Here is a 21,612-nt window from a genome sequence, read left to right as displayed (position 1 = left end):
GGCCGACCCGTGTGCGGCCTCGAACGAGGCGACCCCGGGGCGCTGCCAGGTGGTGGAGTCCCGTTCGGCGAGCAGCACCGCCGACCGGACTCCGGCGAGCACCCCGTCCACCGGCCGCAACCCGGACAGCACCGCCCGCCGCGCGCCCGCGTCCCCTGCTCCGGTCGCCATGACCTCGGCCAGCCGCCGGGCCGCCGCGAGCAGCTCGGCGACCGCCGCCGCCACGGCCCGGGCGTCGATACCTCGACCGTCCGAGTCTCGCGCCCCCGACGCCCGCGCGTCCGGGTCGCGACCGTCCGACCGCCGCGCCACAGCGCCGCCGGTCGAGGTCGACACCCTCAGGCTCGTCGCCCCACCGCCCGCACCCGCGCCCCAGCCACTCTCGGCGTCGGCAGGAGCGGCTTCGAACATGTGTTCGATTCTACCCGAAACGGACACCCCGCAACGAGACCAGAATCAGGATGTGGACAGCTACTTCGCCTGGTCGTAGCTGTCCACCACGGCCACGTTCAGCGCGAACTCCACGGGAGTGGCACCGAACAGCAACCGCCCCGCCTCGACAGCGGACGACCGCATGGCCACAGCAACCTCGTCGGCCACCTCGGCCGGCGCGTGCACCATGACCTCGTCGTGCAGGAAGAACACCAGGTGCGGCCGACCATCCAGCTCGAGCAGGCGTCGGCGCAGCGACGCCATCCAGCACAGCGCCCACTCCGCGGCGGTCCCCTGCACGATGAAGTTGCGCGTGAACCGCCCCCAGTCGCGGCCGCGTCGACGGGCGGCGCGGACGTCGTCGGCCCCCGCTCCCTCCGCCGAGGCTGCGGCGTGCTCGGCCTGCCAGGCGGCGTCGGGGCGGGGGGAGGTGCGGCCCAGCCAGGTGGAGACGACGTCGCCGCGCTCCCCGGCGCGGGCGCCGGCCTCCACGAGGGCGACCGCGTGCGGGTACGCGCGGGTGAGGCGCGGCATGAGGACCGCGGACGGGCCGGTGGTGGCGCCGTAGATCGCGCCGAGCATGGCGTACTTGGCCTCGGAGCGGGTCTCGACGATGCCGGCGTCGACGACGCCCTGGTACAGGTCGGCCTTCCTGCCGGCCGCGGCCATGGCGGTGTCGCCGGACATGGCGGCCAGCACGCGCGGTTCCAGCTGAGCAGCGTCGGCGACGACGAGCTTCCAGCCGGGATCGGCCCGCACGGCCGCACGGATGCTGGCGGGTAGCTGGAGCGCGCCGCCCCCGCTGGTGGCCCACCGACCGGTCACCACCCCGCCGGGCACGTAGTCGGGGCGGAACCGGCCGTCGTGGACCCACGCCTCCATCCACGCCCACCCGTTGGCGCTGAGCAGGCGCGACAGTTTCTTGTACGCGAGCAGCGGGTCGCGCACCGGGTGCTCGAGCGCCTTGATCTCCCACGTGCGGGTGGACTCGACGTCGCAGCCTGCCGCGCGCAGCCCGCGCAGCAGGTCCGGCTGGGAGTCGAGGTTGAGCGACGGCTGACCGAGCGCGGCGCGGACCTCGTCGGCCAGCGCTTCGAGCTTGGGCGGCCGCCCGCTCCGCGGTCGTTCCCCCAACAACGAAACGAGGAGCGCGTCGTGCGTCTCGACGCTCCACGGCATGCCGTCGCGCTGCATCTCAGCGGCGATCAACGCACCCGTCGACTCGGCGGCGAGGAGCAGGCGCAGGCGACCAGGTTCGTCGGCCCCGGCGACGGCGGCGAGCTGCTCCCGTAGTTCCGCCAGCGGGTCGGCGACCACGGAGGGTCCGACGTCGTCGAACAGGCTCCCCTCGACGGGCGGCGGCTCACGGGGCCCGTCCCACGGCCCGGGCGGTGCTCCGGCCAGCGTCGACGACTGCGAGTACACGCTCCGCCGCAGGATCGCGTGGCAGAGCCGCAGGTCATGGCACCGCTCGACGCGGACGCCGGCGGCCAGCAGCGGCGGGTAGCGGCGGGAGGTGTCGTCCCAGACCCACCGCGGCCGGTCGGCTTCACGCTCGCGGACTGCCGAGGCCAGGTCGTCGGCGGCCACCGAGACAGAGCCCTCCGGCAGTCCGTCGTCGGTCAGCGACTGCAGCTCGACGACGCCGGGTTGCGCCGGGTCGTCGAGGAGCAGGAGCAAGGTCACGGGCCATCGTCGCAGGCACGACCGACACCGCGATCCACCGTCACGGGTGCGACCCGTGTCGCGTTGCCGACCTGTGTCTCACCCGACTCGTCCGGCGCGGCCAGACGCTAGACCGCAGCACCCACAGCCAGTCGGCTCATGGGGAAGATCCACGGCCCCTCGGTCAGGGACGACTCCAGGGGCACCCGCGACCGCACCGGCGAGTACCCGAGGGCCGTGTAGTAGCCCACGTTGTCGGGCTTGGTGGTCTCCAGGTACGAGTGCCCGGAGGCCGAGTCGATGAGGTCGAACACCGTGGCCATCAGCCGCTTGCCGCGGCCGGCGCGCTGGAGGTCGGGTCGGACCCCGAGCGCCTCCACGTACCAGGCGTCGCAGGGCACCCCGGCGGAGGTGACGTCGCCGAACTTGATGATCCCCACGCTGTGCTCGCGCGTGTTGACGGCGATCCTCGCGATCCGGAGCGCCTGTCGCCACCAGCGGGCGGGCGTCATCGGGTACGAGCCGGGCGGGTAGAGCGCGATCGCGCCAGTGACTGCCCCGTCGAGCCTGGTCACGAACGCGTGCCCGTGCCGCACGGAGTCAGACAGGGTCATCCGGTAGAGCGCCCGCAGCTCGCGCTCGCGGCGGCGGCGGACGGGGAACAGGTGCACGAAGCCAGGGTCGTCGGCGAGGGCCGCGGCCAGCACGGTCGCTGCCTCGGCGATGCCGGACGGGTGCAGCGGCTCGACGACATCAGGCGGGGTTCCGGGCATGTCGCGCATCCTCTCCGGGACATGCGTCCAGATGCAACCCGATCGGGGGATGGACAGATCGCGTGACCTGCGTAATCACTTACGACCCTGTCAGTGCGTCCTTCAGCTTGATCCGCCCGCCGCTGCGCAGAACCGCGTGGGAGTAGATCCGTCCGGCCAGCCAGACGAGCACGGGGATCAGGGCCAGCGACAGCCCGAGGGCCAGCGCGACCTCCCATGCCTCGACCTCGCCGAGGGCGATCCGCATCGGCATGAGGAGGGGCGAGCAGAACGGCACGAACGACAGCCAGACGACCAGCGGGTTCGTCGGGTCCCAGGGCGCGATGCTCACGCCGATGAGGTACGGGATCATCATCAGCGCCAGCACCGGCGCGGTCACCGAGCCGACGTCCTCCTGCCGCGAGACCAGCGCGGCGAGCGCGCCGAGCGCGAGGGCGTACATGGTGAAGCCGACGACGAACCAGATCACCACCCACAGCGCGGTCGCGCCCAGGTCGATCGAGCTGGTGTCGACGAGCCCCAGGGCCAGCGCGGTCCCCGAGCCGGCGCCGACGACGAGAACCACCTGGATGAGCCCGATCACACCGATGCCCAGCACCTTGCCGGCCATCAGCTGCCACGGCCGCACGGTCGCCAGCAGCAGCTCGACGACGCGCGACGCCTTCTCCTCGACGACCCCCTGCGCCACCAGCTGGCCCGCGGTCATGAGCGAGATGAACAGCAGGATCCCGGCGACGAAGCCGGCGACGATCTGGGCGCTGTCCTGCTCGGGCTCCGGCTCCAGCGCCGTGACGTCCGGTGTCGCCTGCGCGATCTCGCGGCCGACCTCGCCCGGGTCGCCGCCCAGGTCGGTGACCGCCGACGCCAGCGCCTCCTGCTGCGCCAGTGACGCGAAGACGGGCGCGAGCATGTCGGGAAGCTTCGTGTGCACCACGACAGCCAGCGGATCGGTGGAGGTCACGAGCGCGTCGATCGTGCCGTCCTTGAGCAGCGCCTCTCCGTCGTCGGCGGACGCCACCTCCTGCGTCTCGACGGTCGTGCCGGTGACGGTCCCGGTGGCCACCAGCTGCTCGGCGACCGCCGCTGCCTCGGGCAGGACGCCGACGTGCTGCGTCGTGTCGGACTGCGAGCTGACGAGGTTGAGCAGCACACCGCCGAGGACCACCGCCGCGACGAGCGCGATCGTCGTCCAGATGAACGCCTTGGAGCGGAACCGGGTGCTGATCTCACGCCCGGCGACCAGGCGCACCGCCGCGCCGTCGGAGATCTCGACGAGGGTCGGTCGCGCGCTCATGCGGACACCGTCTCGCGCTCGGTCACGACGGAGTCCGTGCTGACCACGTGCCGGTACAGCTCGGTCAGGGACGGTCGCAGGAGGCTGAACTCGTGCACCGCTCCGGCCGCCAGCGCCGCCCGCAGGAGCTCCTGGTCGACGCCGTCGTCGGCCTGCCCCCGCACCTCGACGACCGACCGCGATCCCTCGTGGGAGACCAGGCGTGCCGACGGCACCGCGGAGAGCCACGATCCCGCCGGTGGCCCGTCCACCAGCCACCGACGGTCGTCGGTCCGGCGCAGCTCCTCGATCCCCCCGAAGGCCACCAGCGACCCGGTCTTGATGATCCCGACCCGGTCGCACAGCGCCTCGACCAGCTCGAGCTGGTGCGACGAGAACAGCACCGGCACGCCGGCCGCAGCCTGGTCGCGCAGCACCCCGCTCATCACGTCGACCGCCACCGGGTCCAGGCCGGAGAACGGCTCGTCGAGCACCAGGATGTCGGGCGAGTGCACGAGGGCCGCCGCGAGCTGCACGCGCTGCTGGTTGCCCAGCGAGAGCTTGAGGATCTCGTCGCCGCGGCGCTCCGCGATGCCGAGCACCTCGGTCCACTGCTCCATCGCGGCCTTGGCCGACGCCGTCGACAGCCCGTGCAGCCTGGCCAGGTAGACCAGCTGGTCGCTCACCTTCATGCGCGGGTAGAGGCCGCGCTCCTCGGGCATGTACCCGATGCGCCGCCGCACGGCCAGGTCGACCGGCTTGCCGTCCCAGCGCACCTCGCCGGAATCGGCTCCCAGCACGCCGAGCACGATCCGCATCGCCGTCGACTTGCCGGCGCCGTTGGAGCCGACGAACCCGACGATCTCGCCGGCGCGCACCTCCATGGACAGGTCGCGCAGTGCGCGGAGGTCGCCGTAGGACTTGTTCAGGGACTCCATCACCAGTGCGGACATGCGACGATCCAAACAGAGACCACCGACGGGACGCGACACCCTGTCGGTGGTCGGTCCTAGTCTGCGGAAGGTGCACCACCTCTCCCGTGCCGACGCCCGCCGGATCGCCGTGCGCGCCCAGCGGCTGACCGCCGACCGGCCGACGGACGTGCACGAGACCGTGCGCGCCCTGACGTTCCTCCAGCTGAACCCGACCAGCGCGATCGCGCCGAGCGCCGACCTGGTGCTCTGGAGCCGGCTGGGCTCGTCGTACGACCCGCAGGAACTGGCGGACGCACTCGACGAGCAGACGATCATCGAGTTCCGAGGCATGCTGCGGGTGGCCGAGGACCTGGCGCTGTACCGGGCGGAGATGGCCGTGTGGCCCGGCACCGGCACGCGCGTCAAGGACTGGCAGCGGGGCAACCGGCAGTGGGTGGCGGACAACGAGGCCTGCCGCCAGGACATCCTGGAGCTGCTGCGGGCCGACGGTCCGCTGCCGATCAGCGAGCTTCCCGACACCTGCGTGCGACCGTGGAAGTCCTCCGGCTGGAACAACAACCGCAACGTCATCATGCTGCTGGGCCTCATGGTGCAGATGGGCGACGTCGCACCCGCAGGCGGTACCGGCCGCGACCGGCTCTGGGACCTGGCGGAGCGCGTCTACCCGCCGGGCCCGCCGGTGCCGCTGGAGGAGGCGTACCGGATCCGCGACGAGCGCAGGCTCGCGGCGCTCGGCATCGCGAGGCCGAAGGGGCCCGAGCAGCCGGTGGAGCCGCTGGACGTCCGGGACGTGGGGGAGCCCGCGGTCATCGAGGGCGTCCGCGGGGAATGGCGCGTCGACCCCGCGCAGCTGGACCTGCCGTTCGAGGGGCGCGCGGCGCTGCTGTCCCCGCTCGACCTGCTCCTCTACGACCGCAAGCGCATGACGGACGTCTTCGAGTTCGACTACATCCTCGAGATGTACAAGCCGGTGGCCGCGCGGCGCTGGGGCTACTTCGCGCTCCCGGTGCTGGTCGGCGACCGGCTGGTGGGCAAGCTCGATGCCACCGCGGACGTGAAGGCGGGCGTCCTGCGTGTCCACGCGGTGCACGAGGACGAGCCGTGGACGCCCGACGCGCGCGCGGCCGTCGACCGTGAGATCGACGACCTCGCGCAGTGGCTGGAGCTGGACCTGCTGCGGTCGTCCTAGCTCCTCGACGCGTCGTCGGCCGCGCGGCTCCTGCCGTTCTCAGCCCTCCCGCACCACGGCGACGCCGCCCGGCGCGACGACGAGCGACCCGCCCGCCACCGCCTCGTCGCGCAGCAGCTCGTGGCCCGACGCCGGCAGTGTGACCTCGTCGGCCGTGTGGTTGAGGACGAACAGCCACGAGCGGCCGTCGTCGGCGACCCGGCGGACCGCCTCGACGCCGGGCAGCTCGGAGGTGAGGCCGGCCTCCGCGATCAGCGCGTCCGTGACCCCCTGCAGCCCGTCGGCGTCGAGCCGGGTGGCCAGGTACCAGGCGGCACCGGCGCCGACCGGTCGGCGGGTCAGCGCGGGCCAGCCCGCCAGGTCGCCGTCGGCGTAGGTGCGCACCGCCGACGTCCCGGGCGACAGGTGCGTCTGCTCCGACCACACATCCGCGCGGGTCCCGTCGTCGAGCGTGAGGACCTCGCCGTCCTGGAGCGCCCAGATCTCCTCGCTCCGCACGCCCAGCAGCTCCCGGAACGCGCCCGGGTAGCCGCCCAGCCGGATGTGGTCGTTCTCGTCAGCGATGCCCGAGAAGTACGTGACCAGCACGGATGCACCGTCGGCCGCAGCCTTCGCGATGTTGGCCGCGTCGGCGTCGGTGACCAGGTAGAGCGTCGGGACGACGACGAGCGAGTACCCCGACAGGTCCGCCGACGGTCGCACGATGTCGACCGTGATGTTCCGCTGCCACAGCGCGCGGTAGTGCGCCAGCACCCGGTCCGGGTACGTCACCGCGGTGGACGGGTGGCTGTCGAGCTCGGTGCCCCACCAGGCGGGGTAGTCGAAGACGATCGCGGCCTGCGCCCGGACGCGGGACCCTTCGATCTCGCTCAGTGCCTTCAGCGCGTCGCCGAGCGCCACCGTGTTCCGCCACACGTCGGAGTCGGTGCCCGCGTGCGGGAGCATCGCCGAGTGGAACTTCTCCGCCCCCGCGGCGGACTGGCGCCACTGGAAGAACATCACCGCGTCGGCGCCGCGGGCCACGTGCGCCAACGAGTGCCGGAGCATCTCGCCCGGTCGCTTGGCGCGGTTGCGCGGCTGCCAGTTCACCGCGCTGGTCGAGTGCTCCATGAGCATCCAGGGGTCACCGCCGGCGACCCCGCGCGTGAGGTCGGCGCTGAACGCCAGCTCGACGTGCGCCTCCGGGTCGTGGGCGCGCGTGTAGTGGTCGTTGGCGATGACGTCGAGGTCGTCCGCCCAGGAGAAGTAGTCCATCCACTTGGTGCCCGTGGAGAGCATGAGGTTGGTGGTCGTCGGCACGTCCGGGGTGACCTCGCGCAGCACGTCCCGGAGCGCGCGGTAGTGCACGAGCAGCTCGTCGGAGCTGAACCGGGCGAAGTCCAGCTGCTGCGTGGGGTTCGGGTACGTGGGTGCGCTGCGCGGGGGCAGCACCTCGTCGAAGTCGTCGTACCGCTGCGACCAGAACGCCGTTCCCCAGGCCGCGTTGAGCGCCTCGACCGTGCCGTAGCGGTCGGCGAGCCAGCGCCGGAACGCGGCCGCGGCGTCGTCGGAGAAGTCGTGCGGGACGTGGCAGCCGAGCTCGTTGTCCACGTGCCACAGGGCCAGCGCCGGGTGCGTGCCGTAGCGCTCGGCCATGGTGCGCGTCATGCGCAGGACGTACTCGCGGTACGCCGGCGACGACACCCGGTACGCCTGCCGACCGCCCGGGTAGAGCACCGTGCCGTCCGCCAGCACGGGCAGGAACTCGGGGTGCGTGCGTGTGAGCCACGGGGGAGGGCTCGCGGTGGCGGTGGCCAGCGCGACCTTGATGCCCGCGGCGGCGAGCCGGTCGAGGATGTCGTCCAGCCACCCGAACTCGTACTCACCCTCGCGCGGCTCCAGCTGCGCCCAGCTGAAGATGCCGACGCTGACCAGCGTGACGCCGGCCTGTTGCATGAGCTCCACGTCCTCGATGCGGGTGGCCAGGGGCCACTGCTCGGGGTTGTAGTCGCCGCCGTACTGGATCATCGGGTCCTCGTCGCTCGTCGTAGGTCTAGGACAACTGGTTCGTCGGGGTCGCACACGAGGTGCCCGTCGACCACGCGGGCCGTGGCCACGCGGACGACAGCCCGTCGCGTCGCCGGGTCCTCGCCCGCGCCGGTCGCCTCGAACGGCGACACGTCGTGCGTGAAGTAGAAGATCCAGGCCTCGTCGTCGGTGGTGACGACGTCCGCGTGGTGGCCGCGCGGCTCGACCAGGATGTGGCCGTCGGGGGTCCACCGTGACAGGTCGTCGGACCGGTACACGGCCTGCCCGCGCCACTCGTCGACGATCAGCCAGTGCCACCCGCCGAGCGTGAACACGTTCGGTCCCTCGTGCGGTCGGCCCTCGATGACCGGCCGCGCCGGACCCCAGGTCTCCAGGTCGTCGGAGTCTGCGCACCAGGTCGTCGAGCCCGCCGCCTCGTCCTTGAACCACATGCGGTAGCCGGTCTCGGTCGGTGCGACGCAGGCGTCGATGACATAGTCCGAGCTCAGCGGCACGACCCCGCAGTACTCCCAGGTCACCAGGTCGTCGGACACGTGGTGCAGGATGTGCCGCTCGTGGCCCGGCCAGCGGTCCGGCACGCCGGTGATGTAGCTGACGAACATGTGGAACCGGCCCTCGGCGAACACGACCTCAGGCGCCCAGAGGGTGTTCCGGCCCTCACCAGGGTCCAGTCCGTCGACGATCCCCCGGTGCGTCCAGGTCAGCCCGCCGTCGTCACTCGTCGCGACCGCGATGTCCGTCCCGTGCACCCAGGTCACGCCGGGGCCGTCGTCGTCGACCCGCCGCTGCGTCGCGAACAGCCACCAGGTCCCGTCGGGCCCCTCGACCAGGGTCGGGTCGGTGGGCGCGCCGAGGGGGTCGCTGAACAGCGGATCGGGCGCGATGCGGACGTCCGCACTCGTGCGGGCAGGAACCCCCTCGAGTGCGGACGTTGCGAGAGAAGGGTGGGTTGCGTCCGCACTCGTGCGGGTCGGAACCCCCTCGAGTGCGGACGTGGGGACGTGGTGGGTCATGCCGGCGTCGGGCGGAGATCTTCGATGCCGTGCAGGAAGCCGTTGCGGAGCTCGCTGCCGGGGGCCAGGTCGGCCTTGGTGACCGGGCGGCCCAGGGAGGCCGACGCGTAGATCGCGGTGACCAGCTCGAGCGAGCGGTGCGGCTCGGCGGCGACGGGGGGCAGCGGCTCGCCCGCGCGCAGCGCCGCGTAGACCGCGCGGAGCAACGGGGTGTGGCCGGACGGCTCGTCGTCGGCGGGCAGGGTCCACGACGACGGAGCCTCCGACGGCTCTCCGCCGGTCCGATCAGGCGCGGGGGTGAGCCGCCACGCGCGGGCGTCGTGCCCGTACAGGTGCTCGACCTCGACCGTGCCGAGCGTCGTGTCGACCCGCACGTAGCTGGTCTGCCGGGGGGCGAGCGCGGTGGTCAGCACCGACACGATCGCGTCGTTGGCGAAGCGGATCACCGCCGTCGACGTGTCCTCGGTCTCCAGGTCCCGGTCCAGGCGGAAGGCGCGGGCGTCGACCTCGGCCCACTCGCCGAGCAGGAACCCGAGCAGGTCGAGCTGGTGGATGCCCAGCCCGAGCAGCGGCCCGCCGCCCTCCGTCGCCCACTTCCCGCGCCACGGCACCGCGTAGTAGTCCTCCTGCTTGCGGTACCAGAGCGTGTGGCAGACGCCGACGAGCGGGCGCCCGAGCGTGCCGTCCGCCAGCAGCTTCTGCACGTGACCGACGGCCGTCCCGGTGCGCTGCTGGAACACCACCGCGTACTCGCGACCGACCTCCCGGGCGACCTCGAGCACCGCGTCCAGGTCCGCCAGCGACAGGACCGGCGGCTTCTCGCAGACCACGTGGGCCCCGGCGCGCAGGGCGGCGATCGCCTGGTCCTTGTGCAGGCCGGGCGGGGTGCACAGGTGCACGACGTCGACCGACTCGGCCGCGAGCAGGTCGTCGAGGCTGTCGTACCGGCCGGGCACCTCGAACTTGTCGGCGAACGCGTCCCGGACGGCGGGGCTGGGGTCGGCGACGGCGACGACCGACGCCAGCGGGTCGGCGGCGAGCACCGTGGCGTGCGCGTGCGCGATCGCCCCCGTCCCGACGATGGCGACCTTCATCCGGCCCTGCGACGACTCCGTCACGTCAGCTCCTTTGCGTGGTGAGGCTGCCACGGTAAGCGCTTGCCTGCCGATCCGTCCATCACCCGCCGGCTGCGTCGTCGCCGGCCGTCGGTCGAGATCGTGACTTTGCGTCGAAGTCGGCAGCTGCAACTCACGATCTCGGCGGAGACTGCCGATCTCGGCGCGGCGAGCGGGAGGCCGCCGTCAGGCCGACGGGTCCGACGAGCCGCGGACGACCAGCTCCGGCTGGAACTGGACGCGCTGGTGCAGGAACGACGCGCCCTCCGACCGCTGCCGCAGGAGCAGGTCCGCGGCGGTCCAGCCCAGCTGGTGGGTCGGCTGCCGGACGGACGTCAGGGGCACGGTGAGCATCGACGCGAAGACGACGTCGTCGTAGCCGACCACCGCCATCTCGCCGGGGATGGCCACGCCGTGGGCCCGGAGCGCGCGCAGGGCGCCCAGTGCGGTGAGGTCGTTGACGCAGAACAGCGCGGTCGGGCGGTCGCCGGGCAGCGCGAACAGCTCGTTGATGCCGGCCTCGCCGCCGTCGGCGTTCAGCGACCCGATCGTGATCTCGACGAGCGCCTCGGCGGGCTCCAGGCCGGCGTCCGCCAGCGCGGAGAGCACGCCTTCCCGGCGGTCCTGGCACTGCTTGATGGTGAGCGGACCGTTGATGAACGCGATCCGGGTGTGCCCGAGGCTGACCAGGTGCTCGATCGCGAGCGCGCCGCCCCGGACGTCGTCGACCGCGACCGACGAGATGTCGTCGACCGGGGACGTGGTGTCGAGCAGGACGACGTCGATCCCGCGGTCGCGCAGGGCCAGCAGGGTGTCCAGCGAGCCCGCCGACGGGGTGACCATGACGCCCTGCACGCCATGCTCCTCGAACAGCCGCAGGTACCGGGCCTCGCGCTCGGGGTCCTCGTCGGACGAGCTGAGCATGAGGGTGTACTCGTCGGCGGCCAGCCGGTCCTCGACCCCGCGCGCGACCTCCGTGAAGAACGGGTTCGCGATGTCGAGCACGATGGCGCCGACCGTCTGGATCGTCCCGGCACGCAGCTGCCGCGCCGAGGCGTTGCGGACGAACTGGAGCTCCTCGATGGCCACCAGGACGCGGTCGCGCGTGGCGTCGCTGACCTGGTCGGGGCGGTTGAGCACGTTGGACACCGTGCCGACCGAGACTCCTGCCCGTTTGGCGACGTCCGTGATGGACGGGCGCCGCTCCGCGCGTCCCCGTGTCGTCGTCGACATCGACCGTCCCTCCCTGGCGCACCGAGTGTGCGGCCCGATGCTAGTTGCCCCCGCCGGGGTCGTCGTGGTGCCTCGCTGCATCACGATGCCGTCACGACTCTTGTGGGCTGGAAGCCGGACGCGTACCGTGCAGCGTAGTGAATCGATTCACAGACCTCAAGGGAGAGGCCGTGCCCGAATCGCACCCCACGCTCGTCGTCCACGGGCTCGTCAAGCACTTCGGCCCGGTGATCGCCCTCGCCCGCGCGGAGCTCGAGGTCCGCCCCGGCGAGATCCATGCTCTCGTCGGGGAGAACGGCGCCGGCAAGTCGACGCTGGTCAAGCTCCTGGCGGGCGTCTACCAGCCGACCGCCGGCGAGATGATCCTCGACCGGCAGCCGTTCGAGCCGCGCACCCCGGCCGACGCCCGCGACGCCGGCATCGCGGTGATCTACCAGGAGCCGACCCTCTTCCCGGACCTGTCCGTGGCGGAGAACGTGTTCATGGGCCGCCTGCTCACCGGCCGGGGCGGTCTGGTGTCCCGCAGGGCGATGCGCGACCGGACCCGGGAGCTGCTGGCCACGCTCGGCGTCGAGATCGACCCCGACCGGCCGGCCCTCGGGCTGTCGATCGCGGACCAGCAGCTGGTGGAGATCGTCAAGGCCGTGAGCCTGGACGCCAAGCTGCTGGTGATGGACGAGCCGACGGCCGCCCTGTCCGGGGTCGAGGTGGACCGGCTGTTCGCGGTGGCCCGCCAGCTGCGGGACCGGGGCGCCGCGGTGGTGTTCATCTCGCACCGGTTCGACGAGATCTTCGCGCTCTGCGACCGGATCACGGTGATGCGCGACGGCGAGCACGTGAGCACGCAGGACACCGCCGCCACGGACGTGGGCACGATCGTCAAGCAGATGGTCGGGCGGTCCGTCGACACGATGTTCCCGCACACCGACCGGACGCCCGGCGACGTGGTGCTCGAGGTCGAGGGGCTCACGCGCGCCGGCACGTTCGACGGCATCGACCTGCACGTACGCGCGGGCGAGATCCTCGGGATCGCCGGACTGGTCGGCTCGGGCCGCAGCGAGGTGGTCCGGGCGGTGTTCGGCATCGACCCCTACGACTCGGGGAGCGTGCGGATCGACGGGCGGGTCCTGCACGCCGGTGACCCCGAGGCCGCCATGCGCCGGGGCCTCGCGCTCGTGCCGGAGGACCGCCGGAAGCAGGGGCTGCACACCGACCTCTCGGTGGCGCGGAACATCGCGCTGACCCTGCGACGACGGCTGTCCCGCGGTGGCATCCTCACCAGCTCGGCCGAGTACGGCGTCGCGCACGAGTGGGCGGCGATCCTCCAGGTCAAGGCGCGGGACCTGGACACGGTCGCGGGGACCCTGTCCGGCGGCAACCAGCAGAAGGTCGTGCTGGCCAAGTGGCTGTCCACCAGGCCGCGCGTGCTCATCATCGACGAGCCCACCCGCGGCATCGACGTCGGCACCAAGGCAGAGGTGCACCGGCTCTTGGACCGGCTGGCCGACGAGGGCGTCGCGGTCGTGATGATCAGCTCGGAGCTGCCCGAGGTGCTGGGCATGAGCGACCGGGTGCTGGTGATGCACGAGGGCCGGGTGACCGCGGTGCTCGACCGCGCCGACGCCGACGCGGAGACCGTGATGGCCGCGGCGACCGGTTCATCGGGGGTGGTCGCATGATCGGGCGCCTGCTCCGTCGTCGCGAGACCAGCATCGCGCTCGCGCTCGTGCTGGTGATCGTCGTCGCGACCGCCAAGAACGACAGCTTCCTGCTGAGCACCGACGGCTTCCGCGACCTGCTGCTGGCGCCGTCGCTGCTGGTCCTGCTGGCGGTCGGGCAGGCCGCGGTGATCATCACGCGGAACGTCGACCTGTCGGTGAGCAGCACGCTCGGGCTGGTGGCGTTCGCGACGGGGTCGATGTTCGTCGCCGGGCTGCCCGTCCCGGTGGTCATCGTGCTGGGGATCGGCCTCGGCGCGGTGCTCGGGGCGGTCAACGGCGTGCTGGTCACCAGCGCGCGGGTGCCGTCGCTGGTCATCACGCTGGGCACCCTCTACGCCTTCCGCGGCATCACCGTGATCTGGGCGGGCAGCGACCGGATCAACGCCGGGGACATGCCGCGCAGCTTCCTGGCGCTGGGCACCGCCCGCTGGGGCGGCATCCCGGTGCTGGCGATCGTCGCGCTGCTGGTGGTCGTCGGCGTCGGCGTGTACCTCGGCTACGCGCGGTCCGGCCGGGAGTTCTACGCGATCGGCTCCGAGCCCGACGCGGCCCTGCTCAGCGGGCTGTCCGTCGGCCGTCGCGTGTTCTTCGCGTTCGTCCTGTCCGGCACCCTCGCCGGCCTCGCCGGCGTCCTGTTCGCCGCCCGCTACGCGACGATCGCGTCCAACGCCGGCACGGGTCTCGAGCTGCAAGCGGTGGCCGCCGCGGTGATCGGCGGCGTGGCCATCTTCGGCGGCAGCGGCACGGTCGCAGGGGCGGCCCTGGGCGCGATCCTGCTGGCGACGATCGACCGGGCGCTGCCCATCCTCGGCATCCCCGACTTCTGGCAGCAGGCCGTGGTCGGCGTGCTGATCATCGGTGCGATCGTCCTCGACCGGGTGCTGGCCCTGCGCACCGCGAGACGGCTGCGGTCCACCGGCGTCGCGGAGATCGTCAGACCCTTGCCTCCCGAGCGGGTGATCGCGTCATGACCGTCGACCAGGTCCGGACCGTCCCGGCCGCACCCACGACGCAGGCCCGCCTGCGCAAGCTCCTGCTGGGTCGCGACGCCGCGATCATCGGACTCTTCCTCGTCGTCGTGCTCGTCGCGTCCTTCTCGGTCGACAACTTCTCGACGTCGACCACCTGGTACTTCCTGTTCCTCGACGTGTTCCCGATCCTGCTCATCGCCCTGCCGATGACCCTCATCATCATCGCGGCGCAGATCGACCTGTCGGTGGCCAGCATGCTGGGGCTGAGCAGCGTCCTGGTCGGGGCGCTGTACGAGCAGGGCTGGTCGCTGGGCGCGGCCGCGCTGGCTGCGCTGGTGGTCGGGGCGCTCGGCGGGGCGCTCAACGGGTTCCTGGTCACGGTGGTCGGGCTGCCGTCGCTGGCGGTCACCATCGGCACGCTCGCCCTGTTCCGCGGGCTCGCGGTCGGCATCCTGGGCACCCGGGCCGTGACGGGCTTCCCCTCGGGCGCACAGGACCTGGTCAGCGCGCGGTTCGCCGGCACCGGCATCCCCGTCGTCATGGCCGTGTTCGTCGTCGCCGCGCTGGGGTTCGGCGTCGTGCTGCACGCCACCGCGACCGGCCGCCTCGTCTACGCCGCGGGGCTGAACGCCGAGGCTGCCCGGTTCGCCGGGGGCCGCGTGAACCGCCTGACGTTCTGGCTGTTCGTCGCCAGCGGCGTGATGTCCGCGCTGGCGGGCGTGTACTGGACGCTGCGCTACGGCTCGGCCCGCGGCGACAACGCGGTCGGCCTGGAGCTGTCGGTCGTGGCGGCCGTGCTGGTCGGCGGCGTCTCCATCTTCGGCGGCCGCGGCGCTCTGCCCGGCGTGATCGCCGGGGTCCTGCTCATCGGGGCGCTGCGCAGCGCCCTGCGCCTCGCGGACGTGTCGTCCGACGTGATCAACGTCGTCACGGGCGTCCTGCTCATCGCGACCGTGGTCGGTCCCGGCCTCGTCGCCCGCGCCCGGGGGGCCACCCGCCGCCCGGGCACCCGCTCGTCGGTCGGCGCCGTCGACTGACACCCGTGCACCGCCTCGAAAGGAGCCCCACGATGACGTGGTTCTCGCGTCGTTCCCTCCGTACGGCCACCGCCGCCACGGCCCTGGTCCTCGCCCTCGCCGCCTGCACGTCCGGCTCCCCGGACGACTCCGGCACCTCCGACGCCGCCGGGGGAGACGACGGGGGCGACCTCTCGATCACGTTCCTGCCCAAGAACCTCGGCAACCCGTACTTCGACACCTCCAGCAAGGGCGGCGCCGCGGCCGTCGAGGAGCTGGGCGGCACGTTCAAGGAGGTCGGCCCGACGGAGCCCACCGCCGACGGCCAGGTGAGCTTCATCAACACGCTCACGCAGCAGGGCGTGAGCGCGATCGTGCTCTCCGCCAACGACACGTCGGCGCTGTGCAGCTCGCTCGACTCGGCCCGCGAGGCGGACATCAAGATCGTCACGTTCGACTCGGACGTCGACGCCGAGTGCCGCGACCTGTTCATCAACCAGGCCACGGCCGAGGGCATCGCCAAGGTGCAGATCGACCTGATCGCGGAGCAGATCGGCGACGCCGGCCAGATCGCCATCCTGTCCGCGACGGCCAACGCCACCAACCAGAACGCGTGGATCGAGATGATGAAGGAGGACCTGGCGGCCAACCACCCGAACATCGAGCTGGTGGACACGGTGTACGGCGACGACGACGACCAGACGTCGTTCGACAAGACCGCCGCGCTGCTCCAGTCGTACCCGGAGCTCAAGGGCATCATCTCGCCGACCACCGTCGGCATCGCCGCCGCGGCCCGGTACCTGTCGACGTCGACGTTCAAGGGCAAGGTCGCGCTCACCGGCCTGGGCACCCCGAACGACATGCGCGACTACGTGGAGGACGGCACGGTCACGGCGTTCGCGCTCTGGAACCCGGAGGACCTGGGCTACCTGGCCGCGTACGCGGCGGCCGCCATGGTCGACGGCACGATCACGGGCGCCGAGGGGGACACGTTCGAGGCCGGCAAGCTCGGCGACTACACCGTGGATGCTGACGCGACCGTGCTGCTCGGAGACCCGTACGTGTTCGACGCGGACAACATCGGCGACTTCGACTTCTGAGATGTCGGAGACCGGGCGTGCGCGCACGCCCGGTCTCTTGACACACTGGTAAACGCTTACATAGAGTGCGTGAATCGTTTCAAAGGCGATGCGACGAAAGGCAGCCGCATGACCCGTGTGTGCTTCATCTCCCGCGTCCGGCCGGACCGGCTGGACGAGTACCGGTCCCGGCACGCCGCCGTGTGGCCCGAGATGCTCGAGGCGCTGCGCGACACCGGCTGGCGTGACTACTCGCTGTTCCTCGCCCCGGACGGGCTGCTCGTCGGCTACCTCGAGACCGACGACTACGCCGCCGCCCAGGACGCCATGACCCGCACGGCGGTCAACCCGCGCTGGCAGGCCGAGATGAGCGAGTTCTTCGTCGCCGACGGCAGCCCCGACGAGGGCTTCCACGTCCTCGACGAGGTGTTCCACCTGGAGGACCAGCTGAGCGCAGCCGGCCTCCCCACCCACCCACAGGAGCTCCGCGCATGACCATCTTCGACCAGCTGGCGCAGCAGACCATCGAGCTCCCCTCGTGGGCGTTCGGGAACTCGGGCACCCGGTTCAAGGTGTTCGCGCAGCAGGGCGTCCCCCGCGACCCGTACGAGAAGATCGCCGACGCCGCACAGGTGCACCGCTACACGGGCGTCGCACCGCGGGTGAGCCTGCACATCCCGTGGGACCTGGTCGACGACTACGACGCCCTGGCCGCGCACGCCGCCGGGCTCGGGGTGTCCATCGGGGCGATCAACTCGAACCTGTTCCAGGACGACGACTACATGCTTGGCTCGCTGACGCACCCGTCGGCGGACGTGCGCAAGAAGGCGATCGCGCACCACCTCCAGTGCGTCGACGTCATGCGCGCCACGGGGTCGACGGACCTGAAGATCTGGCTGCCCGACGGCCTGAACTACCCCGGCCAGGACTCGCTGCGCGCCCGCCAGGACCGGCTCGCCGACTCGCTGGCCGAGATCTACGCGGCCCTGGATCCGAACCACCGGCTGATCCTCGAGTACAAGTTCTTCGAGCCCGCGTTCTACTCGATGGACATCCCCGACTGGGGCACGTCCCTGCTGCACTGCCTCGCGCTGGGTGACCGCGCGTTCGTCGTGCTGGACACCGGGCACCACGCGCCGGGCACCAACATCGAGTTCATCGTCGCGCAGCTGCTGCGCGCCGGACGCCTGGGCGCGTTCGACTTCAACTCCCGGTTCTACGCCGACGACGACCTCATGGTCGGCTCGGCGGACCCGTTCCAGCTGTTCCGGATCATGCACGAGATCGTGCAGTCGGGGGCCCTGGCGCCGGACTCGGGCGTGAACTTCATGCTCGACCAGTGCCACAACATCGAGCCGAAGATCCCGGGGCAGATCCGCTCGGTCATGAACGTGCAGGAGGCCACCGCCAAGGCGCTGCTGGTCGACGCCGACGCCCTGCTCGAGGCGCAGACGGCCGGTGACGTGCTCGGCGCCAACGGCCTGGTCATGGACGCGTACAACACCGACGTGCGGCCGCTCCTGGCCGAGCTGCGGGAGTCGCAGGGGCTCGACCCCGACCCGATCCGGGCGTACAAGGCCTCGGGCTACGCGGAGACGATCGTCGCCGAGCGAGTCGGCGGCACCCAGGCGGGGTGGGGAGCATGAGCACGGTGGCGCAGGAGCTGGTCGCACGGTCGAACCGGTTGGGTGCGGATCCGCGCACGACGAACTACGCGGGTGGGAACACCTCGGCCAAGGGCACCGCGACCGACCCGGTGACGGGTGAGGACGTGGAGCTGCTGTGGGTGAAGGGGTCCGGGGGTGATCTGGGCACGTTGACGCAGAAGAACCTCGCGGTGCTGCGCCTGGACCGCCTGCGCGCGCTGGTCGACGTCTACCCGGGCGTGGAGCGTGAGGACGAGATGGTCGCCGCGTTCGACTACTGCCTGCACGGCAAGGGCGGGGCGGCGCCGTCGATCGACACGGCGATGCACGCGCTGGTCGACGCTGCGCACGTGGACCACCTGCACCCGGACTCGGGGATCGCGTTCGCGACGGCCGCGGACGGTGAGGCGCTGACGCGTGAGGTGTTCGGGGACTCGGTGGTGTGGGTGCCGTGGCGTCGGCCCGGGTTCCAGCTGGGGCTGGACATCGCCGCGATCAAGGGCGCGAACCCGCAGGCCATCGGCTGCATCCTGGGCGGGCACGGCATCACGGCCTGGGGTTCTACCTCGGCCGAGGCGGAGGAGCGGTCGCTGCAGATCGTCCGGACCGCCGAGGAGTTCATCGCGTCCCACACAGGTCCGCACCCGTTCGGTGACGTGGTGCAGAGCCCGCTTCCCGACGACGAGCGTCGCGCCCGCGCGGCCGCGCTCGCGCCGGTGATCCGCGGGCTGGCCTCGACGGACAAGCCGCAGGTCGGCCACTACACCGACTCGGACGTGGTGCTGGACTTCGTGTCCCGCGCGGAGCTGGGCCGCCTGGCGGAGCTGGGCACGTCGTGCCCGGACCACTTCCTGCGCACGAAGGTCAAGCCTCTGGTGGTGGACCTGCCCGCCGACGCGCCGCTCGAGGAGGTCGTGGGCCGGCTCAAGGAGCTGCACGCGCTGTACCGCGCCGACTACCAGGGCTACTACGACCGCAACGCCACCCCGGACAGCCCGCCGATCCGTGGTGCCGACCCGGCGATCGTTCTGGTCCCGGGCGTGGGGATGTTCTCGTTCGGCAAGGACAAGCAGACCGCCCGTGTCGCGGGGGAGTTCTACGTCAACGCGATCAACGTGATGCGCGGCGCCGAGGCGATCAGCACGTACGTGCCGATCGACGAGGCGGAGAAGTTCCGCATCGAGTACTGGGCGCTGGAGGAGGCCAAGCTCTCGCGCATGCCCAAGCCCAAGCCGCTGGCCACCCGGGTCGCCCTGGTCACCGGGGCCGGGTCGGGCATCGGCCGGGCGATCGCCGAGCGCCTCGCCGCCGAGGGCGCGTGCGTGGTGATCGCGGACCTCAACCTCGAAGGCGCTCAGGAGGTTGCCGACAGCCTGGGCGGTCCGGACGTGGCGATCGCGGTCAAGGCGGACGTGACCTCCGAGGAGGACATCGCCCGGCTGATCGCCGAGACGGTGCTCGCGTTCGGCGGGATCGACCTGGTGGTGAACAACGCCGGGCTGTCGATCTCCAAGCCGCTGCTGGAGACCACCGCGCGCGACTGGGACCTGCAGCACGACGTGATGGCCCGCGGGTCGTTCCTGGTCGCCCGCGAGGCGGCCCGGGCGATGATCGCCCAGGACATGGGCGGCGACATCGTGTACATCGCGTCGAAGAACTCCCTGTTCGCCGGTCCGAACAACATCGCCTACTCGGCGACCAAGGCCGACCAGGCCCACCAGGTGCGCCTCCTGGCCGCCGAGCTGGGCGCGCACGGGATCCGGGTCAACGGGGTCAACCCCGACGGCGTCGTGCGCGGCTCGGGCATCTTCGCCGGCGGCTGGGGCGCCCAGCGCGCCGCCACCTACGGCGTGCCCGAGTCCGAGCTGGGTGCGTACTACGCCCAGCGCACCCTGCTCAAGCGCGAGGTCCTGCCCGAGCACGTGGCCGCGGCGGTGTTCGCCCTGACCGGCCCCGACCTCGTGCAGACCACCGGCCTGCACATCCCGGTCGACTCCGGCGTCGCCGCAGCCTTCCTGCGATGACGCACCCGGTCGGGTGGGGCCGGCGATGAGCGCGTTCGCCGCCGTCGACCTCGGAGCCTCGTCGGGACGGGTGATCGTCGGGACCATCGAGGGTGGAGGCGACGCCCACGTCGACCTGCACGAGGTCAACCGGTTCCCCAACGGGCCGGTCCGGGTGGGCGGCGCGCTGCACTGGGACGTGCTCGGCCTGTACCGGGGGATCCTCGACGGGCTGCGCGCGGCCACGCGTGAGGTCGGGGCGCTGGACGGCGTCGGCATCGACTCGTGGGCGGTCGACTACGGGCTGCTCGACGCCGACGGCGAGCTGCTCGGGAACCCGTTCCACTACCGGGACGCGCGGACCGACGGGGTGCCGGACAAGGTCTTCGCGACGATCCCCGCACCCGACCTCTACGCCCGCACGGGCCTTCAGGTGCAGCCGTTCAACACCGTGTTCCAGCTGGTCGCCGCGCAGGGCACGGCTGCGCTGGCGTCGGCCCGCGGGCTGCTGCTGATCCCGGACCTGCTCGGGTACTGGCTGACCGGCGTGCGGGCGGCCGAGGTGACCAACGCGTCGACCACCGGCCTGCTCGATGCGACCACCCGGGAGTGGGCCCTCGACGTGGCGGCTGCCCTCGGCATCTCGGAGGGCCTGCTGCCCCCGCTGCGCGACGCCGGTGAGCTGCTGGGACACACGACGCTGCTCGGGGAGGTCCCGGTCTGGACGGTGGGCTCGCACGACACCGCGTCGGCCGTCGTCGCCGTCCCCGCGACCGGCACGGACTTCGCGTACATCTCCTGCGGCACCTGGTCGCTGGTCGGCCTGGAGCTGGACCGTCCGGTGCTCACCGAGCAGAGCCGCGCGGCGAACTTCACCAACGAGGCCGGCGTCGACGGCACGGTCCGGTACCTGCGCAACGTCATGGGCCTGTGGGTGCTCCAGGAGTCGATCCGCACGTGGAACGACGCCGGTCTGCCCGCCGACCTCCCGGACCTGCTCGCGGCCGCCGCCCGCGTCCCGGCGCTGACCACGGTGGTCGACCTCGACGGACCCGCGTTCCTGCCGCCCGGCGACATGCCCTCCCGCATCGCGGCCGAGGCCGCCCGGACGGGTCAGACGCCCCCGCAGTCCCAGGCCGAGACCGTGCGCTGCATCCTCGACTCGCTCGCGCTGGCGTACCGGCGGGCGGTCCGGCAGGCGGCCGACCTGTCGGGGCGGTCCGTCGACGTGGTGCACGTGGTCGGCGGGGGAGTCCGCAACGAGCTGCTCTGCCAGCTCACCGCCGACGCGACCGGGCTGCCGGTGGTCGCGGGCCCGGTCGAGGGCGCCGCGCTGGGCAACGTCCTGGTGCAGGCGCGGGCCGCGGGCGTGCTGTCCGGGAGCCTCGCGGACCTGCGGGCGGTGGGCGCCCGGGGGCTGGATCTGCGGCGCTACGAGCCGGGCGCCACCGGGGGTCCGAGCGACCGCCAGTGGGCTGCGGCCGAGGGCAGGGTCGACGGTCCGTAGTCGCGCGACCCGG

At 72.2% G+C, this 21,612-nt stretch carries 18 protein-coding genes; 9 read left to right on the top strand and 9 right to left on the bottom strand.

The window, feature by feature from the left end; translation table 11 throughout:
* The 5 genes from HP550_RS01935 to HP550_RS01915 all read right to left on the bottom strand — a co-directional run.
* Positions 1-411, bottom strand: a 411-nt coding sequence (locus HP550_RS01935; RefSeq protein WP_210767539.1) for a hypothetical protein, incomplete at its 3' end; no start/stop codon positions are given.
* Positions 412-471: 60 nt separating this feature from the next.
* Entirely contained in the window at positions 472-2,112 is a 1,641-nt protein-coding gene (locus HP550_RS01930) for a bifunctional 3'-5' exonuclease/DNA polymerase (RefSeq protein ID WP_210767549.1), read from the bottom strand.
* A 113-nt stretch (positions 2,113-2,225) separates the two neighbouring features.
* The gene (locus HP550_RS01925) at positions 2,226-2,870 is read right to left on the bottom strand and encodes a GNAT family N-acetyltransferase (RefSeq protein WP_246280412.1); all 645 of its coding nucleotides are present in this window, start codon (positions 2,868-2,870) and stop codon (positions 2,226-2,228) included.
* Between the two features lie 79 nt (positions 2,871-2,949).
* The gene (locus HP550_RS01920) at positions 2,950-4,164 is read right to left on the bottom strand and encodes an ABC transporter permease (RefSeq protein WP_175345909.1); all 1,215 of its coding nucleotides are present in this window, start codon (positions 4,162-4,164) and stop codon (positions 2,950-2,952) included.
* Positions 4,161-5,096 carry an ABC transporter ATP-binding protein gene (locus HP550_RS01915; protein ID WP_175345908.1) on the bottom strand — a complete coding sequence of 312 codons (936 nt, stop codon included), beginning with the start codon at positions 5,094-5,096 and terminating at the stop codon, positions 4,161-4,163. Before HP550_RS01915 ends, HP550_RS01920 begins: the two co-directional genes overlap by 4 nt.
* A 70-nt stretch (positions 5,097-5,166) precedes the next feature.
* On the opposite strand from HP550_RS01915, the gene HP550_RS01910 reads away from it, so the two are divergent.
* The gene (locus HP550_RS01910; protein ID WP_343047937.1) at positions 5,167-6,267 is read left to right on the top strand and encodes a DNA glycosylase AlkZ-like family protein; all 1,101 of its coding nucleotides are present in this window, start codon (positions 5,167-5,169) and stop codon (positions 6,265-6,267) included.
* Between the two features lie 39 nt (positions 6,268-6,306).
* Here HP550_RS01910 and HP550_RS01905 read toward each other — a convergent pair whose 3' ends face one another.
* The 4 genes from HP550_RS01905 to HP550_RS01890 all read right to left on the bottom strand — a co-directional run bounded on the left by HP550_RS01905 (position 6,307) and on the right by HP550_RS01890 (position 11,656).
* The gene (locus HP550_RS01905; protein WP_175345906.1) at positions 6,307-8,274 is read right to left on the bottom strand and encodes a beta-galactosidase; all 1,968 of its coding nucleotides are present in this window, start codon (positions 8,272-8,274) and stop codon (positions 6,307-6,309) included.
* Positions 8,271-9,308, bottom strand: a complete 1,038-nt coding sequence (locus tag HP550_RS01900) for a glycoside hydrolase family protein (protein ID WP_246280410.1) — start codon at positions 9,306-9,308, stop codon at positions 8,271-8,273. The genes HP550_RS01905 and HP550_RS01900 overlap by 4 nt, the downstream gene beginning before the upstream one ends.
* The gene (locus HP550_RS01895) at positions 9,305-10,426 is read right to left on the bottom strand and encodes a Gfo/Idh/MocA family protein (RefSeq protein ID WP_343047936.1); all 1,122 of its coding nucleotides are present in this window, start codon (positions 10,424-10,426) and stop codon (positions 9,305-9,307) included. Before HP550_RS01895 ends, HP550_RS01900 begins: the two co-directional genes overlap by 4 nt.
* Positions 10,427-10,609: 183 nt before the next feature.
* Entirely contained in the window at positions 10,610-11,656 is a 1,047-nt protein-coding gene (locus tag HP550_RS01890; RefSeq protein WP_175345905.1) for a LacI family DNA-binding transcriptional regulator, read from the bottom strand.
* 170 nt (positions 11,657-11,826) lie between these two features.
* On the opposite strand from HP550_RS01890, the gene HP550_RS01885 reads away from it, so the two are divergent.
* The 8 genes from HP550_RS01885 to HP550_RS01850 all read left to right on the top strand — a co-directional run bounded on the left by HP550_RS01885 (position 11,827) and on the right by HP550_RS01850 (position 21,599).
* Positions 11,827-13,335: an ATP-binding cassette domain-containing protein gene (locus tag HP550_RS01885; protein ID WP_175345904.1), complete on the top strand. Its 1,509-nt coding sequence runs from the start codon at positions 11,827-11,829 to the stop codon at positions 13,333-13,335.
* Entirely contained in the window at positions 13,332-14,348 is a 1,017-nt protein-coding gene (locus HP550_RS01880; RefSeq protein WP_175345903.1) for an ABC transporter permease, read from the top strand. The genes HP550_RS01885 and HP550_RS01880 overlap by 4 nt, the downstream gene beginning before the upstream one ends.
* Positions 14,345-15,385, top strand: coding sequence for an ABC transporter permease (locus tag HP550_RS01875; RefSeq protein WP_175345902.1), 1,041 nt, complete (start codon positions 14,345-14,347; stop codon positions 15,383-15,385). The genes HP550_RS01880 and HP550_RS01875 overlap by 4 nt, the downstream gene beginning before the upstream one ends.
* A 32-nt stretch (positions 15,386-15,417) precedes the next feature.
* Positions 15,418-16,464: a rhamnose ABC transporter substrate-binding protein gene (gene rhaS, locus HP550_RS01870; RefSeq protein WP_175345901.1), complete on the top strand. Its 1,047-nt coding sequence runs from the start codon at positions 15,418-15,420 to the stop codon at positions 16,462-16,464.
* A 108-nt stretch (positions 16,465-16,572) separates the two neighbouring features.
* Positions 16,573-16,938, top strand: coding sequence for an L-rhamnose mutarotase (locus HP550_RS01865; protein ID WP_175345900.1), 366 nt, complete (start codon positions 16,573-16,575; stop codon positions 16,936-16,938).
* Positions 16,935-18,089 (top strand): L-rhamnose isomerase, encoded by a 1,155-nt coding sequence (gene rhaI, locus HP550_RS01860; RefSeq protein WP_175345899.1) that lies wholly within the window; start codon positions 16,935-16,937, stop codon positions 18,087-18,089. Before HP550_RS01865 ends, rhaI begins: the two co-directional genes overlap by 4 nt.
* Positions 18,086-20,113, top strand: coding sequence for a bifunctional aldolase/short-chain dehydrogenase (locus HP550_RS01855; protein ID WP_175345898.1), 2,028 nt, complete (start codon positions 18,086-18,088; stop codon positions 20,111-20,113). Before rhaI ends, HP550_RS01855 begins: the two co-directional genes overlap by 4 nt.
* 25 nt (positions 20,114-20,138) lie before the next feature.
* Positions 20,139-21,599 carry a rhamnulokinase gene (locus HP550_RS01850; protein WP_175345897.1) on the top strand — a complete coding sequence of 487 codons (1,461 nt, stop codon included), beginning with the start codon at positions 20,139-20,141 and terminating at the stop codon, positions 21,597-21,599.
* The last annotated feature ends 13 nt before the right edge of the window (positions 21,600-21,612 follow it).

Origin of the sequence: Cellulomonas humilata, from assembly GCF_013359775.1 — a bacterium.
GTDB classification, from domain to species: Bacteria; Actinomycetota; Actinomycetes; order Actinomycetales; family Cellulomonadaceae; genus Cellulomonas; species Cellulomonas humilata.
Note: the sequence above shows the minus strand (reverse complement) of the source record. Positions and strands in the feature narration are given on the sequence as shown.